At 71.5% G+C, this 15,662-nt stretch carries 16 protein-coding genes; 9 read left to right on the top strand and 7 right to left on the bottom strand.

The annotated features are described in order from the left end of the window. Nucleotides 1-49: 49 nt before the first annotated feature. The 5 genes from RNL97_RS05705 to RNL97_RS05685 all read left to right on the top strand — a co-directional run bounded on the left by RNL97_RS05705 (nt 50) and on the right by RNL97_RS05685 (nt 5,611). Nucleotides 50-247: a hypothetical protein gene (locus tag RNL97_RS05705; protein WP_030590024.1), complete on the top strand. Its 198-nt coding sequence runs from the start codon at nt 50-52 to the stop codon at nt 245-247. A gap of 218 nt (nt 248-465) precedes the next feature. Then, nucleotides 466-762 (top strand): Sec-independent protein translocase subunit TatA, encoded by a 297-nt coding sequence (tatA, locus tag RNL97_RS05700; RefSeq protein ID WP_030088270.1) that lies wholly within the window; start codon nt 466-468, stop codon nt 760-762. A gap of 49 nt (nt 763-811) precedes the next feature. After that, nucleotides 812-1,777, top strand: a complete 966-nt coding sequence (tatC, locus tag RNL97_RS05695) for a twin-arginine translocase subunit TatC (protein WP_030590019.1) — start codon at nt 812-814, stop codon at nt 1,775-1,777. Between the two features lie 18 nt (nt 1,778-1,795). Then, nucleotides 1,796-2,689: a diacylglycerol kinase gene (locus RNL97_RS05690; RefSeq protein ID WP_030590016.1), complete on the top strand. Its 894-nt coding sequence runs from the start codon at nt 1,796-1,798 to the stop codon at nt 2,687-2,689. 81 nt (nt 2,690-2,770) lie between these two features. Further along, nucleotides 2,771-5,611 carry a DEAD/DEAH box helicase gene (locus RNL97_RS05685; RefSeq protein WP_030590014.1) on the top strand — a complete coding sequence of 947 codons (2,841 nt, stop codon included), beginning with the start codon at nt 2,771-2,773 and terminating at the stop codon, nt 5,609-5,611. Between the two features lie 103 nt (nt 5,612-5,714). Here the strand turns inward: RNL97_RS05685 and RNL97_RS05680 are convergent, their stop codons facing one another. Next, nucleotides 5,715-6,152: an SPW repeat protein gene (locus RNL97_RS05680; RefSeq protein ID WP_030590011.1), complete on the bottom strand. Its 438-nt coding sequence runs from the start codon at nt 6,150-6,152 to the stop codon at nt 5,715-5,717. A gap of 195 nt (nt 6,153-6,347) precedes the next feature. Next, the gene (locus tag RNL97_RS05675; protein WP_313750443.1) at nt 6,348-6,995 is read right to left on the bottom strand and encodes a fasciclin domain-containing protein; all 648 of its coding nucleotides are present in this window, start codon (nt 6,993-6,995) and stop codon (nt 6,348-6,350) included. A 218-nt stretch (nt 6,996-7,213) separates the two neighbouring features. Between RNL97_RS05675 and RNL97_RS05670 the strand changes: the two genes are divergently transcribed. From RNL97_RS05670 to RNL97_RS05655, 4 genes are all read left to right on the top strand, one after another. Next, nucleotides 7,214-8,488 (top strand): NAD(P)/FAD-dependent oxidoreductase, encoded by a 1,275-nt coding sequence (locus RNL97_RS05670; RefSeq protein ID WP_243313571.1) that lies wholly within the window; start codon nt 7,214-7,216, stop codon nt 8,486-8,488. Then, complete coding sequence (locus tag RNL97_RS05665) at nt 8,485-9,207, top strand: DUF1365 domain-containing protein (protein ID WP_030590002.1); 723 nt, start codon at nt 8,485-8,487, stop codon at nt 9,205-9,207. The genes RNL97_RS05670 and RNL97_RS05665 overlap by 4 nt, the downstream gene beginning before the upstream one ends. Beyond that, a complete protein-coding gene (locus RNL97_RS05660) occupies nt 9,204-10,469 on the top strand; it encodes an SAM-dependent methyltransferase (RefSeq protein ID WP_243313569.1) in 1,266 nt (421 codons plus the stop codon). The genes RNL97_RS05665 and RNL97_RS05660 overlap by 4 nt, the downstream gene beginning before the upstream one ends. Before the next feature lie 109 nt (nt 10,470-10,578). Beyond that, entirely contained in the window at nt 10,579-11,382 is an 804-nt protein-coding gene (locus RNL97_RS05655; RefSeq protein WP_243313567.1) for a DUF1295 domain-containing protein, read from the top strand. Nucleotides 11,383-11,444: 62 nt separating this feature from the next. On the opposite strand, the gene RNL97_RS05650 is transcribed toward RNL97_RS05655, so the two are convergent. From RNL97_RS05650 to RNL97_RS05630, 5 genes are all read right to left on the bottom strand, one after another. Then, nucleotides 11,445-12,815 (bottom strand): cryptochrome/photolyase family protein, encoded by a 1,371-nt coding sequence (locus RNL97_RS05650; protein ID WP_030589994.1) that lies wholly within the window; start codon nt 12,813-12,815, stop codon nt 11,445-11,447. 38 nt (nt 12,816-12,853) lie between these two features. Beyond that, nucleotides 12,854-13,606, bottom strand: a complete 753-nt coding sequence (locus tag RNL97_RS05645; RefSeq protein WP_030589991.1) for an anti-sigma factor — start codon at nt 13,604-13,606, stop codon at nt 12,854-12,856. Then, complete coding sequence (locus RNL97_RS05640; RefSeq protein ID WP_030589988.1) at nt 13,603-14,187, bottom strand: sigma-70 family RNA polymerase sigma factor; 585 nt, start codon at nt 14,185-14,187, stop codon at nt 13,603-13,605. The genes RNL97_RS05645 and RNL97_RS05640 overlap by 4 nt, the downstream gene beginning before the upstream one ends. 114 nt (nt 14,188-14,301) lie before the next feature. Further along, nucleotides 14,302-14,739 (bottom strand): ABA4-like family protein, encoded by a 438-nt coding sequence (locus tag RNL97_RS05635; protein ID WP_030589985.1) that lies wholly within the window; start codon nt 14,737-14,739, stop codon nt 14,302-14,304. Then, entirely contained in the window at nt 14,736-15,650 is a 915-nt protein-coding gene (locus tag RNL97_RS05630; protein WP_030589982.1) for a hypothetical protein, read from the bottom strand. The genes RNL97_RS05635 and RNL97_RS05630 overlap by 4 nt, the downstream gene beginning before the upstream one ends. Nucleotides 15,651-15,662: the final 12 nt, after the last annotated feature.

Genomic DNA, 15,662 nt, shown 5'->3' with positions numbered 1-15,662 from the left:
GCCCGCCCGCCGCAAGCCCGCGGGACGCTCGTAGGAAGAGGCACCCCGTATGTTCTGGCCCATGCTCGCCATCGCCCTCGGATTCCTGGGCGTCGCCGTGCTCGGTGTGCTCGGCATCAAGGTCTTCGTCGAGGCCCAGCGTCTCGGCCGGCAGGTCACCGAGACCACCGAGCGCATCAACCGGGCGTCCGAGGACCTGGAGCGGGCCGCCACCCGGCTCGCGGCCACCGGTGACGGCCTGCCCTAGCGCGCCGGGGGCCTGATGCCCCACAGCACAGGGGGGTACGCTGCATGGGTCGGCCCAGGCAGGGAGGTGCGGGGCCGCAAGCCGGAGTACGCACGGGCATTGCCTCGCGTTTACCCCTGCGGGTTACGATCGCTGCCAAGCGCAACGATCGGACGTATGCCCGGTCGAACGGGTAGCGAGCCCACCCCCCAGCCGCCTCAGTGAGAAGGAAGTCGCACATGATCGGCAATCTGAAGCCCCTCGAGATCGTTCTGATCATCGCTGTCATCCTGCTGCTCTTCGGTGCCAAGAAGCTCCCCGACATGGCGCGCTCGCTCGGCAAGTCGGCCCGCATCCTCAAGAGCGAGGCGAAGGCCATGAAGAAGGACGACGCGGCGACCGCGACGCCCACCACGGAGACCGTCGACGACACGGTCCCGCCGCAGTCCACCACCGCGCGCACCATCCAGGCCGCGCCGGGAGACGTCACCAGCTCCCGCCCGGTCAACGAGGCCAAGCCCACCACCCAGAGCTGACCGCCGACGCGCTCCGCCGACAGCCGCCGCACGAGACGAGGGAAGTGGGTTGCTCAAGTCTGCCCGCAAGCAGGAGAAGGACGACGAGGGGCGGATGCCTCTCCTCGATCACCTGCGTGAGCTGCGTAACCGGCTGCTGAAGGCCGTGCTGGCGATCCTGATCGCCGTCATCGGGGCCGCCTTCTTCCACAAGGAGATCTTCGAGTTCCTGATGAAGCCGATCCTCGACTCGGTCGGCTGCAAGAACGGCGTCCAGACGATGGTCAACGGCCGCCCGTGCGCGGAGATGACCACCAACGGTCTGCTGTCACCCTTCACCATCGCGCTGAAGGTGTCCCTCATGGCGGGCGTTCTCCTCGCCACGCCCGTCTGGCTGTACCAGCTCTGGGCCTTCGTCGCTCCCGGTCTCCACCAGAAGGAGAAGCGGTACTCCCTGGGTTTCGTGGCCGCAGGGGTTCCGCTGTTCACCGCGGGCGCCTACCTCGCTTACACGATCCTGCCGCAGACGGCCGAGATCATGCTCGGCTTCACGCCGGACAACGTCACGAACCTCCTGCCGCTCGACGACTTCCTCGACCTGATCACCCGCATGGTGATCGTCTTCGGTCTCGCCTTCGAGCTGCCGCTGCTGCTCATCGCCCTCAACATGACCGGGGTCCTCACGGGCGTCCGTATGCTGCGCTGGTGGCGCGGCATGATCGTCGGCCTCACCGCCTTCGCGGCCATCGCGACCCCCGGCGGCGAGCCCATCTCCATGCTGCTCCTCGCCGGGCCGCTCGCGGTGCTCTACTTCTTCTCCGTCGGCTTCTCCTTGCTGAACGACAAGCGGCGCAACCGCAACAACCCCGATGCCGCGCTCAGCGACGACGAGGCGTCGGAACTCGATCTGACGCCCGAGCCCGTCGGCCGCGTGGAGAACGTCTCCTCCTCCCGCCCCGCGCTGCCCGGGCAGGCCACCGGTGAGGCGGACGGGCCCGGATCGCACCGGATGAACGGTTACGACGACATCACCTGACCTTGTAGGGTCCGGCGGGTGACCAGCGAGATCACCCTCTTCGTCAATCCCACCGCCGGACGCGGCCGGGGCGCGCACGCCGCGCCGCCGGCCGCTTCCGCGTTGCGGGACGCCGGGTACTCCGTCCGTACGGTGCTGGGCGAGAACGCCGACGACGCCCTGCGCCGGGCCCGCGCGGCCGTCGCGGCGGGGACCGGAGCGCTCATAGCCGTGGGCGGGGACGGGCTGATGTCCCTCGCCCTCCAGGCCGTCGCCGGGACCGCCACCCCGCTCGGGGTCGTTGCCGTCGGCACCGGCAACGACTTCGCCCGTGCGCTGGGTCTGCCGATCCGCGACCCGGCCGCCGCCGGACGGCTGGCCGCGCGGGCCCTCAAGGCCGGCGGCCACCGCGAGGTCGACCTGGGGCGGGTCGGGGACCGCTGGTTCGGGTCCGTCCTCGCCTCCGGCTTCGACTCCCGGGTCAATGACCGGGGCAACCGGATGCGCTTCGTCGGCGGCCGGTTCACGTACGACCTCGCGATCCTCGCCGAACTGGCCGCCTTCAGGCCGATCCCGTACCGGATCCGGCTCGACGGGGGAGAAGCCGCCGAGATCGAGGCCACCCTCATCGCGGTCGGCAACGGAACCACGTACGGCGGCGGCATGCGGATCTGCGCCGAGGCCGAGATGGACGACGGGCTCTTCGACGTGACCGTGGTCGGCGAGTGCACCCGCACCACGCTGCTCAAGGTGTTCCCGAAGGTCTACCGGGGCACGCATCTGAACCACCCCGCCGTGACCGTGCACCGGGTCTCCTCGATCGAGCTGGCGGCGGAGGGGATCACGGCGTACGCGGACGGCGAACCGATGGGCCCGCTGCCGCTCACCGCCACCTGCGTACCGGGGGCCGTGCGGGTGCTCACCGGGGGCTGACCAGGGGCCGGCCGGGCGGAAGCCCCGGGGGATTAAAGATCGGGCTGACTGTCAGAGGTGACGGGTAGGCTCGTAGCCAAGATGACAGAGGACCTCTCACCAGCTGAGCGATACCAGGCATCCCGCGCCCGTGCGGCCGAGATGGCGACGGCCCTCGGGCCCTTCCGGGAGATGTACGACTTCGGCCTGGACCCGTTCCAGATCGAGGCCTGCCAGGCCCTGGAGGCGGGCAAGGGGGTGCTGGTCGCGGCCCCCACCGGGTCGGGCAAGACGATCGTCGGCGAGTTCGCCGTGCACCTGGCCCTGGAGCAGGGCCGCAAATGCTTCTACACCACGCCGATCAAGGCGCTCTCGAACCAGAAGTACGCCGACCTGGTCAAGCGGTACGGCGCGGACAAGGTCGGTCTGCTGACCGGCGACAACAGCGTCAACTCCGAGGCGCCGGTGGTCGTGATGACCACCGAGGTCCTGCGGAACATGCTGTACGCGGGCTCCCAGTCGCTGTCCGGCCTCGGCTATGTGGTGATGGACGAGGTGCACTACCTCTCCGACCGCTTCCGGGGCGCGGTGTGGGAGGAAGTGATCATTCACCTCCCCGAGTCGGTGACGCTGGTATCCCTGTCGGCGACCGTCTCCAACGCGGAGGAGTTCGGCGACTGGCTGGACACCGTGCGCGGCGACACCGAGGTCATCGTCTCCGAGCACCGTCCCGTGCCGCTGTGGCAGCACGTGATGGCCGGACGCCGGATGTACGACCTCTTCGAGGAGGGGACCGACCACGGCGGCCGGGGCGCCGGACGCCGTGAGGTCAATCCGGACCTGGTGCGGCTCGCCCGCCAGGAGAGCCAGAACACCTACAACCCCCGCGACCGCCGCCGGGGCAAGATGGTGCGCGAGGCCGACCGCGAGCGTGAGCGGCGCCAGCGCGGCCGGATCTGGACGCCCGGCAGGCCCGAGGTCATCGACCGGCTGGACAACGAGGGACTGCTCCCCGCGATCACGTTCATCTTCAGCCGGGCGGGGTGCGAGGCCGCCGTCCAGCAGTGTCTGTACGCCGGACTCCGGCTCAACGACGAGGACAACCGCCGGCTGGTCCGGGAGATCGTCGAGGAGCGGACCGCGTCCATCCCCGGCGAGGACCTCCATGTCCTCGGCTACTACGAGTGGCTCGAAGGGCTGGAGCGGGGCATCGCCGCCCACCACGCGGGCATGCTGCCGACGTTCAAGGAGGTCGTCGAGGAGCTGTTCGTCCGGGGCCTGGTGAAGGCCGTGTTCGCCACCGAGACACTGGCGCTCGGCATCAACATGCCCGCCCGCTCGGTGGTGCTGGAGAAGCTCGTCAAGTGGAACGGCGAGCAGCACGCCGACATCACCCCCGGCGAGTACACCCAGCTCACCGGCCGGGCCGGACGCCGCGGCATCGACGTCGAGGGTCACGCGGTGGTCCTGTGGCAGCGCGGACTGGACCCGACGGCGCTGGCCGGCCTCGCGGGGACGCGTACGTATCCGCTGCGCTCCAGCTTCCGGCCCTCGTACAACATGGCCGTGAACCTGGTGCAGCAGTTCGGGCGGCACCGGTCGCGGGAGCTGCTGGAGACCTCGTTCGCCCAGTTCCAGGCGGACAAGTCCGTCGTCGGGATCTCCCGGCAGGTGCAGCGCAACGAGGAGGGACTGGAGGGCTACAAGGAGGGCATGACCTGCCACCTCGGGGACTTCGAGGAGTACGCGCGCCTTCGGCGCGACCTCAAGGACCGCGAGACGGAGCTGGCCAAGCAGGGCGCGGCGCAGCGGCGGGCGGCGGCGGCCTCGTCCCTGGAGAAGCTGAAACCGGGCGATGTCATCCACGTTCCGACGGGCAAGTTCGCGGGTCTGGCGCTGGTGCTGGACCCGGGGCTTCCGGCCGGGCGGGCCAACGGGCACCGCGGCTTCGACCACCACGACGGGCCTCGGCCGCTGGTGCTGACCGCCGAGCGGCAGGTCAAGCGGCTGGCCTCGATGGACTTCCCGGTGCCGGTGGAGGCGCTGGACCGGATGCGCGTCCCGAAGTCGTTCAACCCGCGCTCGCCGCAGTCCCGGCGTGATCTGGCCTCCGCGCTGCGGTCCAAGGCCGGGCACATCGTGCCCGACCGGCACCGCAAGGGGCGGGCGCCGGCCGCCGACGACCGCGAGATCGTCCGGCTGCGGGCCGAGCTGCGCGCCCACCCGTGCCACGGATGCGACGAGCGGGAGGACCACGCGCGGTGGGCCGAGCGCTACCACCGGCTGCAGCGGGACACCCGCCAACTGGAGAAGCGGATCGAGGGGCGGACGAACACGATCGCCCGCACCTTCGACCGGATCGTCGCGCTCCTCACCGAGCTGGACTACCTCCGGGGCAACGAGGTCACCGCCAACGGGCGGCGGCTGGCCCGGCTCTACGGTGAGCTGGATCTGCTGGCCAGCGAGTGCCTGCGCGAGGGGGTCTGGGAGGGGCTCAACCCCGCTGAGCTCGCCGCATGCGTCTCGGCTCTGGTCTACGAGGCGCGGCAGGCCGATGACGCGGTCGCGCCGAAGCTGCCGTCCGGTCCGGCCAAGGTCGCCATGGGCGAGATGGTGCGGATCTGGGGGCGGCTGGATGCCCTGGAGGAGGACTTCAAGATCAACCAGACGGAAGGGGTCGGGCAGCGCGAGCCCGATCTCGGCTTCGCCTGGGCGGTCTACATGTGGGCCTCCGGCCGGACGCTGGACGAGGTGCTGCGCGAGGCGGAGATGCCGGCGGGGGACTTCGTACGGTGGTGCAAGCAGGTGATCGATGTGCTGGGGCAGGTGGCCGCGGCGGCGCCTCGGGATGCCGGGGAGGGAGCGTCCGGCGTGGCGAGGAGTGCGCGCAAGGCGGTGGACGCGGTGTTGCGGGGAGTGGTGGCGTACAGCTCGGTGGGGTGAGCGGTGCGCTGGCCGGGCCCCGCTCCTCAGACGCCGGAAGCGCTGGAAGCGCCGGGCCGAGGCGAGGAGCGGGGTCGTCGGGGTGGTGCGGCGTGCTCGTCCGTCACGTGCTGCGGGTTCTCGTCGTTGCTCCTGCGCAGACCATGCCCAGCAGCACCGTCAGCCCGCCGACGATGATGTTGTTGATCACGACTCCGGCGTCCGGGCTGTTGCCCACCACCCAGGTCGACACGATGATCCACGCCCCGATGGCGCAGATCGCCCAGCTCAAGCCGTACATGCGCTCGGGCATCACGGTGAAGCCGAGAGCCAGCACCGCGATGGCGATCCCCATCACCAGGTTGTGCGTGACCAGGGCCGGCTGGCTCGCCGTGAAGTGGAGCACCCACGGGGAGACGGCGCAGTAGAGGCCGACGAGGAAGACCGGCGCGTCCACCAGCGCCACATCGCGGCCGCCCATCACGCGGTCGTACCGTGCACGCATTTCGGAGGCGTCGGGGTGGCCCGACAAGTCACTCCTCGCGTGTGAGACGTTGCTCATGAGATTTCGTCCCCTTCGATCCTGCGGGCCCTGCCGCTGTACGGATGGGTGTGGCAGGCGCCCATACCTCCATAGTGCTCTTATCTGGCACTTATGTGTATATTTCGGGCGGGATTTTTCCCGGGCGACGAGGGGCGGGGAGCCGCGGCGCACCGCGGCTCCCCGCCCCTCGTCGATGGGGGAATCGGTCGAGGGTTACTTCGGAGGCATCAGGACCGTGTCCACGATGTAGACCGTCGCGTTGGCGGTCGGGACGTTGCCGCAGACGACCTTCGAGGAGTCGTTCACGGTGTACTCGGTGCCCGAGCCGGCCGTCGTCAGCCTGCTCTTCTCCAGGGTGCCGAAGGACCCCTTCTCCAGCTGCTGAGGCGTCAGCTTCTCGCCCACCACGTGGTAGGTGAGGACCTTGGTGAGCTCGGCCTTGTTCGCCAGCAGCGCGTCCAGGTCGGCCTTCGGGATCTTCGCGAAGGCGTCGTTGGTCGGGGCGAACACCGTGATGTTCTCGGCGTTGTTGAGCGTGTCGACCAGGCCGGCCTGCTTCACGGCGGCCACCAGCGTCGACAGCTCCTCGTTGTTCGAGGCGGCCGTCGCGACCGGGTCCTTCGCCATGCCGTCGAACGAGCCCGCGCCCTCCTTCGGCACCGACGAACAGGCCGGGCCGAACGGCTTGTCCATGGTCGCCGAGTCGTCGGCCGAGGGGCTCGCCGGCGCGGACGCGCTGGGCGTGGAGCCGGCCGCCGAGTCCTTGGAGGAGTCGTCCGACGAGCAGGCGGTCAGCGCCAGCGGCAGCACGGCTGCTGCGGACACGGCGACGGCTGCGCGGCGGAAGATGAGCGTGTTCATGGCGTTTCTCCTGGATCGGAAGTGTCGTGCGGAGAGCGGTCTGTTCGGACACAGGGGGTTCGGCGCCGGTCGGTCGGCAGATTGGTCCCGGACTCCTCATTCACTCGTTCGGATCAGATTCGGTGATCGACCAATCCGTTCGGCCACCGGCCACGAATGCCACCTGAGGGGCGCTCCAGCAGCGCTCCGACCAGGCGCAGGGACCGGAGGGAGCCGGAATGGCAGGGGAACGGCGGCGGACGGCCGTGGTGGGAGCCGGAGTGGCGGGGCTGACCGCCGCCCACGTCCTTCGGGACGCCCACGAGGTGACGCTGTACGAAGCGGACGACCGGGTCGGCGGCCACGCCCACACCCACGATCTGGCCGCGTCCGACGGCCGGGTGCACCGTGTCGACTCCGGGTTCATCGTGCACAACCGGCGGACCTACCCCCACCTGCTGCGGCTCTTCGACGAACTGGGCGTCGCCACCCAGGAGTCCGAGATGTCGATGTCCGTACGGTGCGAGGGCTGCGGTCTGGAGTACGCCGGAGCCCGGGGGCCCGCCGGGCTCTTCGCGCAGCCGCGCTCCGCCGCGCGCGGCCCCTATCTGCGGATGCTCGCCGAGGTGCCGCGCTTCCACCGCGCCGCCCGGGCCCTGCTGGCGCTGCCGGAGAACGGGGCGAGCGCGATGACGCTGGGGGAGTTCGCCCGGCGCGGGCGCTTCTCGCCGTTCTTCCACGCCCACTTCCTGACGCCCGTGGTCTCCGCGGTCTGGTCCTGCGACCCGGTCACCGCCCTGCGCTACCCGGCCCGCTATCTCTTCCGCTTCCTCGACCACCACGGCATGCTCACCATCGGCGGCTCACCGGTCTGGCGCACCGTCACCGGCGGGTCGCGCGCTTACGTCGACCTCGTCGTCAAGCAGCTCGCCGCCGTGCACACCGCGACCCCGGTCCGCGCGATCACCCGGCACGCGGACGGCGCCGACATCACCACCGAGGACGGCACGACCACCCCGTACGACTCCGTCGTCGTCGCCACCCACCCCGACCAGGCGCTGCGGATGCTCGCCGACCCGACCGACGCCGAGCGCAGCACGCTCGGCGCGTTCCGGTACTCCCGCAACCCGACCCTGCTGCACACGGACACCACGCTGCTGCCGCGCGCCCCAGGGGCCAGGGCCTCCTGGAACTACCTGATGCCCTCGTGCGCCGCCGACGCCGACCGGGTGACCGTCAGCTACGACATGAACCGGCTCCAGCGGCTCGACGCCCCGGACACCTACGTCGTCACGCTGAACGGCGCCGAGCGGGTCGCCCCGGACACCGTTCGCGCCCGCATGGTCTACGAGCACCCCGTCTACACCCCGGAGTCGGCCGCGGCCCAGGCCCGGCTGCCCACGCTGTCCGGTCCCGTCACCGCCTACGCGGGGGCGTACCACGGCTGGGGCTTCCATGAGGACGGCTGCCGTTCGGGGGTCGAGGCCGCCGCCGCCCTGGGGGTGAGGTGGTGAGCGCCCTCTACCCGTGCACGATCACGCACGTACGCAACCGGCCGACGAAGTACGCGTTCCGGCACCGGACCTACCTGTGGCTGATCGACCCGGACCGGCCGCCCGAGCTGCCGCGCGCCCTGCGGCCGCTGGCCCGGTTCGACCCCCGCGACCACTTCGGCGGCACCGCCCCCACCGTCCGGGCCGGGCTTGAGCGTTTCCTGCGGGCCCGGGGCGTGGAGCTGGGCGACGGCACCATCACCATGCTCACCCAGGCCCGGGTGTTCGGGTACGTCTTCAACCCGATCACCGTCTACTGGTGCCACCGCGCCGACGGCAGTCCCCTCTGCGTCGTCGCCGAGGTGCACAACACCTACGGCGGACGGCACGGCTACCTTCTGCACCCCGACGGTATGGACCGTGCCGTGACCGGCAAGGAGTTCTACGTCTCGCCGTTCTTCCCCGTGGACGGCGGCTACCGGATGCGGCTGCCCCAGCCCGGGGCCCGGCTCGACCTGAGCGTCCGTCTGGAGCGTGAGGGAGCCCGCCCGTTCACCGCGACCGTACGGGGAGCCCGCCGCCCGCCCACCTCCCGGGAGCTGGTGCGCCTCGCCCTGCGCCACCCCCTCTCCACCGTCCTCGTCTCCGCCGCGATCCGCCTGCACGGCATCCGGCTCTATCTGCGCGGGCTCCCCGTGCAACCCCGTCGTCCGCACCGCACACAGGAAGGCATGCAGTGACCGCTCCCACCTCGGCGCTGCCGGCAGAGCACACCCCCGGGGCCGACCCGGAACGCTGGCCCGACATCGTCACCCTGCCCCGGGCCTCCCGCGCCCGGACCGCCGTCGCGGAACGCACCGTCCGCCGCGCGCTCGGCAGGCTCCCCCTGCGCGCCCGGCTCGCGGGCCGGGACCACATCGGCCTCGGCGGGCCGCTCATGGACATCCGCGCCCCCGACGCCTTCTTCCGGCGGATCGGGGCGAGCGGACTCATCGGCTTCGGCGAGTCCTACATGGCCGGGGAATGGGACGCGCCCGACCTCGTCGCCGTGCTGACCGTGCTCGCCGACAACGCCGCCGACCTCGTCCCCCGGCCGCTGCAACGCCTGCGCGGCATCTGGCACCTGCGCAGGCCCGCCGCGCAGATGAACACCCCCGAGGGCTCCCGGGACAACATCAGCCACCACTACGACCTGTCCAACGAACTGTTCGCCCTCTTCCTGGACGAGACGCTCTCCTACTCCTCCGCGGTCTTCCGCGGCTTCCCCGCCGAACACGACCTGCTGCCCGCCGCCCAGCACCGCAAGATCGACCGGCTGCTCGACGCAGCCGGGGTCGCCGACGGCACCCGGCTGCTGGAGATCGGCACCGGCTGGGGCGAACTGGCCATCCGCGCGGCCGCCCGCGGGGCTCGGGTCACCACCGTCACCCTCTCCGCCGAACAGCGCGAACTGGCCCGGGCCCGCATCCGCGAAGCCGGGTTCGAGGACCGCGTCGAGGTACGGCTGAGCGACTACCGCCATGTCACCGGCGACTACGACGCCATCGTCAGCGTCGAGATGATCGAGGCGGTCGGCGAGGAGTTCTGGCCGGTCTACTTCCGAACCCTGGACCGGCTGCTCGTCCCCGGCGGCCGGATAGCCCTCCAGGCCATCACCATGCCCGACGACCGGCTGCGCGCCAGCCGCTCCACGTACACCTGGATCCACAAGTACATCTTCCCCGGCGGGCTGCTGCCCTCCACGGAGGCCGTCGAGCGGACCACCACCAGGCACACCCGGCTGCGCACCACCCAGCGCATCCGGTTCGGCGCGCACTACGCCGAGACGCTCCGGCTGTGGCGCGAGCGGTTCACCGAGCGGGCCGCCGACGTCGACGCCCTCGGCTTCGACGCCGTCTTCCGCCGGATGTGGACCTTCTACCTCGCGTACTCGGAAGCGGGCTTCCGCTCCGGCTATCTCGATGTGCAGCAACTGCTGCTGACCCGTGAGGAGACCGCGTGACCACCTCCGCCACCAGGGCGCCCGCCCTGCGCCTCGGCGCGGTCGGCTCCGCCGTGACGCCCGCCACCCGGCGCCACCGGTACGCACCGGCCGGGCCGGAGGGGGAGCGGTGAGCGGCTTCGCCTGGTCCGTGTTCGCGAGCGGGCTCGCGGGCGCGGCCGTCGCAGCCCTCGGCGTCATGCTCGTCACCTTCGCCATCTCCCTGAAGAAGGGTGTGCACCGGATCGTCGACGTCGCCTGGGGCATCGGGTTCGCCGCCGTCGCGCTGGTCTCCTACGGCCTCTCGGCGGGCGAGGGCGACGACGCCCGCCGGCTGCTCGTCACCGCCCTGACCGTGATCTGGGGGCTGCGCCTCGCGATCCACATCGGGCGGCGCGGGAAGGGGCACGGAGAGGACCCGCGTTACGAGAAGATGCTGGCCAGGGCCCCCGGCAACCCCCAGCTGCATGCCCTGCGCAAGGTGTACCTCCTCCAGGGCGCGCTGGTCTGGCTCGTCTCGCTCCCGGTCCAGGCGGCGCAGTACCTCACCGCGCCGCTCGCCTGGTGGGCCTGGGCGGGGGTGCTGCTGTGGGCGGTCGGGCTGGCCTTCGAGGCGATCGGAGACGCCCAGCTCGCCCGGTTCAAGGCCGACCCCGCCAACAAGGGGAAGATCATGGACCGGGGACTGTGGTCCTGGACCCGCCATCCGAACTACTTCGGCGACTTCTGCGTCTGGTGGGGCCTCTTCCTCTTCGTCTGCCAGGCGCCGGCCGCCGCTGCCGCCACCGTTGTCGCTCCCCTGGTGATGAGCTTCCTGCTGACCAAGGGCAGCGGAGCGGCCCTGCTGGAGCGTCATATGGCCGACCGGCCGGGGTTCGCCGAGTACCAGGCCCGGACGAGCGCCTTCATCCCGAGGCCGCCACGTCGCCCGTGAGTTACCCGGAAGGGCCTGTTCCGCAGCCGCGCGGAACAGGCCCTTCCCGAGGGCCGTACGGGTCAGTCCAGGCCGCGCGCGCGTTCGAAGCGGGACCGCGCCTCGGCCAGGTCCACCACCGGGTCGGGGTAGTCGACGCCCGCCCGGTCCAGGCCCTCCAGTTTCCAGGGTTCGTGGATCGCGGGCCCCTCCACCTCCGCCAGCTCCGGCACCCACCGCCGCACGTAGGCGCCGTCCGGGTCGAAGCGCTTGCCCTGGATCACCGGGTTCAGGATGCGGTTGGGGCGGGTGTCCGTCCCTGTGCCGGCCACCCACTGCCAGTTGAGCTGGTTGTTCGCCACGTCCCCGTCGACCAGCAGGTCCAGGAAGTGCCGGGCGCCCACCCGCCAGTCCACGTACAGCGTCTTCGTGAGGAAGCTCGCGGCCAGCATCCGACCCCGGTTGTGCATCCAGCCCTCGTGCGCGAGCTGCCGCATCGCCGCGTCCACCAGCGGATAGCCCGTCCGCCCGGACTTCCAGGCGTCGATCTCGTCCTGGTCGGAGCGCCAGCGGTCGTGGCGCGGCCGGTAGTCGGACCAGGAGGCGTCGGGCCGGGCCGCGAGGACCTGGTGGTGGAAGTCGCGCCAGGCCAGCTGCCGCACGAACGCCTCACCGCCGGGCCCGCCCTTCTCCCGTGCCCGGTTGGCCAGTTCGGCGGCGGAGACCGTACCGAAGTGCAGATGCGGGGAGAGCCGGGACGTCGCGTCGCCCGCCAGGTCGTCGTGGCCCTCCTCGTAGTCGGCCACGGGGCCGTGGAGCCAGGACGCCACCAGCTTGCGGCCCGTTTCCTCGCCGCCCCGGGCGAGACCGGGGGAGACGTTCTTGACGGCGTCCCGGTCCGGGAGCGCGTCGCCGGACACGCCGTCGGGCACCCGGACCGTGCGGGGAGCGGTCAGTGTGCCCCGTACCCCCTCCGCCTCCCAACGGCGGAAGTACGGGGTGAACACCGCGAAGTGGTCCTTGCCGCCCGTCGGGATCACCCGGCCCGGAGCGAGCGCGGTGACCACCGCGTCGTGGACGTGCAGATCGCAACCGGTCCCCGCGAGGGCCTCCCGGATCCGTTCCTCGCGCTGTGCCGCGTACCCGCTGACCCCGGCGGCCATGTGTACGGACTCCGCCCCGGTCTGCTCGACGATCCGTTTCACCTCTCGGGCCGTCCCGCCCCGGCGGACGACCAGTCTGCCGTCGCGGTCACGGAGTCCGGTGTCCAGCTCCGCCAGGCAGTCCGCGAGGAACGCCAGCCGGTTGGGTGCGTCGAACCCGGCCCGGTGGACGGCGTCGTCACGGACGAACAGCGGGACGACCTCGTCCGCGTCCCGCAGGGCGGCACGCAGCACCGGATTGTCGTGCAGACGCAGGTCGGAGGTGAACAGCACCACCGCGACACTACTCATGGGACATGCGCTCCCTTGCGGTACTCGTGAGTGAAACGTCAGGCGGTCGGAAAGTCCATCAGCGCCACCGGGGACGAGGTCGGTTCGGCGGAGCCGCCGGCGGGCTCGACCGTGATGCCCATCCCGGACGCCCGGTCCACCGGCCCGTCGAGCAGGACCGCGTCGTCGCTCGCCCGCGGGTCCATCAGCCCGGCCGAACGCATCGTGCCCTCGTCGTTGAACCAGATCTGGTAGACCTTGCCGCTCGGCGGCGGAGCCATCCCCGAGGCCAGGAACACCGCGCGGTTGTGGCTCTGCGAGACGACGACGGTGGCGCGAGCCCCGCCCGTCAGCTCGCCCGAGGAGGTCTTCGCGTCGGGTGCCGAAAGCACCTGCGCCAGCTGCGCGTTCTGACGCTGCGCCTGGTCCGCCTCCTGCCGCGCGTCCTGTGCCAGCTGGTTCTGCCAGACCGCGACCCCTCCGAACGCGGCGGCCGCCGCGAGGCAGGCGGCGAGCGCGTAGGCGTACCACCGCCCGGTGCGCCCCCTCCCGCCGGTCCTTTCACGTCTGCCGTGCGCCGGAGCCTCCTGGCGTACGGTCGTGATCTCCCGCAGCACCCTCTCGCGCAGCTCGCGCGGCGAGGGCTCGGCGACGGCGAGACCGAGCCGGCCGGCGGTGGCCGACAGCTCCCGCACCTCCTGGGCGCAGGCCTCGCAGTCCTCCAGATGCCGTTCGAACGCCCGCTGTTCGGACTCCGGCAGCGCATGCAGGGCGTAGGCCCCAGTCAGCGTGTGCAGTTCGGCCGTGCTCATGCGCTCACCCCCAGGCAGTCGCGCAGCCGGATGAGGCCGTCGCGGAGTCGTGTCTTGATGGTGCCCAGGGGCACGGAGAGGAGTTCGGATACCTCGCGGTAGGTCAGGCCCCGGTAGTAGGCGAGGGTCACCGACTCCCGTTGCAGCTCGGACAGGGTGCGCATGCAGCGCCGTACCTGTTCTCTCTCCAGCCGGGTCTCGACCTGTTCGGACACCTCGTCGAAGGCGGGCGTCCGATCCAGCAGCGCCGCCTTGTGCTCCCGGGCGGCGGCGGCCTCGGCCGAGCGGACCCGGTCGACGGCCCGGTGGTGGGCCAGGGTCAGCACCCAGTTCATCGCGCTGCCACGGGAGGCCTGGAAGCGGGGCGCGGTGCGCCACACCTCCACCAGCACCTCCTGCGCCACCTCCTCCGACTGCGCCGGGTCGCGGAGGACGCTGCGCACCAGGCCGAGCACGGGCCCGCTCACCGCGTCGTACACCGAGGCGAACGCGTCCTGGTCGCCCCGGGCGACCCGCACCAGGAGCTCCTGGAGATCGGTACCGGGCGAGGGCACCCCACTGATGTGTACGGCTTCCTTCACGCGGGTTTCCTCCCGGGGCGATCGTCGGTTCCGCAAGTGATTCGGAGCCGGCGGCCGTGCGGATTGGTCGGAATGTTGCGATCTTTCCAGACCGGGCCCGGGAGGACGCGCCACTCAGCCCTGGAGCGGTTCGCGCCGCCGCAGACGGACGGCGCGGACGGCGAGGAAGATCAGCAGCCCGAACGGCGACAGCAGGATCGTCAGCACCAGCAGCGGGCCCATCAGCAGCGGTGAGAGACCCAGCTTCCGGCTCTGGAGGTACATCCACTGGCCGAGCAGGAGATCCCAGGCGATCACCTGCGCCCAGATCGCCGCCGCTCCGCCGGCCAGAGCCGTCAGATCACGGAGGGCGTCGAGGTCCGGGTTGCTCACCGCCGTCCACAGCTCCGGGAACACGGGGACGGCCAGGACCACGTAGACGGCGAGCACCGGCAGCACGGTCAGCGGCGAGGCGACGACGCGGGCGGTGCCGGACCAGGTGGGGGCGAAGATCATCAGCAGCCAGAACGGGGCGGCCAGCCAGAAGGTGATCTCGAAGAGTGCGCCGGTCATGCCACAGGCTCCTGTTCGGCTTCGGTACGGGACGGGTGGGCGGGGACGGCGGGGCGCAGCGCCCTCCAGGCGCCGTACGCCATCGCCGCGACGATCGCTCCGGCGGCGGCCAGGGTGACCGCGTCGGGATGGATCAGCGGCTGGCCGCGGAGCGCCTGCCAGGTGATGAGGGCGACGAGCGCCGCGTAACCGCCGACGGCGACCCGTACGAGGCGCAGCCGCACCCCGGGGTCGCGCAGCGGGGCGCAGCGGGGTGCGAGCAGCACCAGCGCGATCAGGAGGAGCGGTATCAGCTGGAGCGCGTGCATGCCCACGAAGTGCGGGGCCCGCAGATCGCCGCCGGTCGTCGACCAGCCGGTCAGCGGCATGGACGGGCCGCCGTCCGGTACGCCCACGGAATGCGCGCCGATCGCGTCGGCGGCGTCGAGATCTCCGGCCGCCCGCTGGCTCTCGCTCGGCAGCGTCATCAGGAACCCGAGGGCCCCGCCGGCCAGGGCGATCAGCAGCCCGCCCCGGACGGCGAGGGCCGTCGCCCGGTCGGTGATGCGGGTGACCGCCAGGAGGACGGCGATCACCAGGGTGGCCGCCCACAGGACGACGATGGTCATGCCCATCGCGTTCCACAGTGCCGAGTCGAAGGACGTCGCGGTGTTGAAGTGACTGCGCTTCCCCCGGAGGACCTGCACGGTGATGATCACCATCTCGACCAGACCCGTCACGACGACGGCGTGCCCCGCCCACCGCCCGATCCGGCGCCCGCGCGTGAGGAGCGTCAGCATCCAGGCCAGCGTCAGGCAGTACGCCACGAACGACACGCTGAACTTGAACGGCTTCGCCCAGATCGGCGCCCCCACCAGGACCCGGTCGTCGACCACGAGGCCGACGGCGGAGACGACGGCGAGAGTGGCCATCGCGGCGGAGAA

Source organism: Streptomyces parvus (assembly GCF_032121415.1).
In the GTDB taxonomy this organism is placed as follows: Bacteria; Actinomycetota; Actinomycetes; order Streptomycetales; family Streptomycetaceae; genus Streptomyces; species Streptomyces globisporus_A.
Note: the sequence above shows the minus strand (reverse complement) of the source record. Positions and strands in the feature narration are given on the sequence as shown.

Excerpts from the sequence above, each read along its gene's own strand:
- RNL97_RS05650 (WP_030589994.1), bottom strand. The coding sequence starts at position 12,815 with ATGAGTAGTGTCGCGGTGGTGCTGTTCACCTCCGACCTGCGTCTGCAC.
- RNL97_RS05645 (WP_030589991.1), bottom strand. The coding sequence starts at position 13,606 with ATGAGCACGGCCGAACTGCACACGCTGACTGGGGCCTACGCCCTGCAT.
- RNL97_RS05675 (WP_313750443.1), bottom strand. The coding sequence starts at position 6,995 with ATGAACACGCTCATCTTCCGCCGCGCAGCCGTCGCCGTGTCCGCAGCA.
- RNL97_RS05635 (WP_030589985.1), bottom strand. The coding sequence starts at position 14,739 with ATGACCGGCGCACTCTTCGAGATCACCTTCTGGCTGGCCGCCCCGTTC.
- RNL97_RS05630 (WP_030589982.1), bottom strand. The coding sequence starts at position 15,650 with ATGGCCACTCTCGCCGTCGTCTCCGCCGTCGGCCTCGTGGTCGACGAC.
- tatA (WP_030088270.1), top strand. The coding sequence starts at position 466 with ATGATCGGCAATCTGAAGCCCCTCGAGATCGTTCTGATCATCGCTGTC.
- RNL97_RS05670 (WP_243313571.1), top strand. The coding sequence starts at position 7,214 with ATGGCAGGGGAACGGCGGCGGACGGCCGTGGTGGGAGCCGGAGTGGCG.
- RNL97_RS05685 (WP_030590014.1), top strand. The coding sequence starts at position 2,771 with ATGACAGAGGACCTCTCACCAGCTGAGCGATACCAGGCATCCCGCGCC.
- RNL97_RS05680 (WP_030590011.1), bottom strand. The coding sequence starts at position 6,152 with ATGAGCAACGTCTCACACGCGAGGAGTGACTTGTCGGGCCACCCCGAC.
- RNL97_RS05705 (WP_030590024.1), top strand. The coding sequence starts at position 50 with ATGTTCTGGCCCATGCTCGCCATCGCCCTCGGATTCCTGGGCGTCGCC.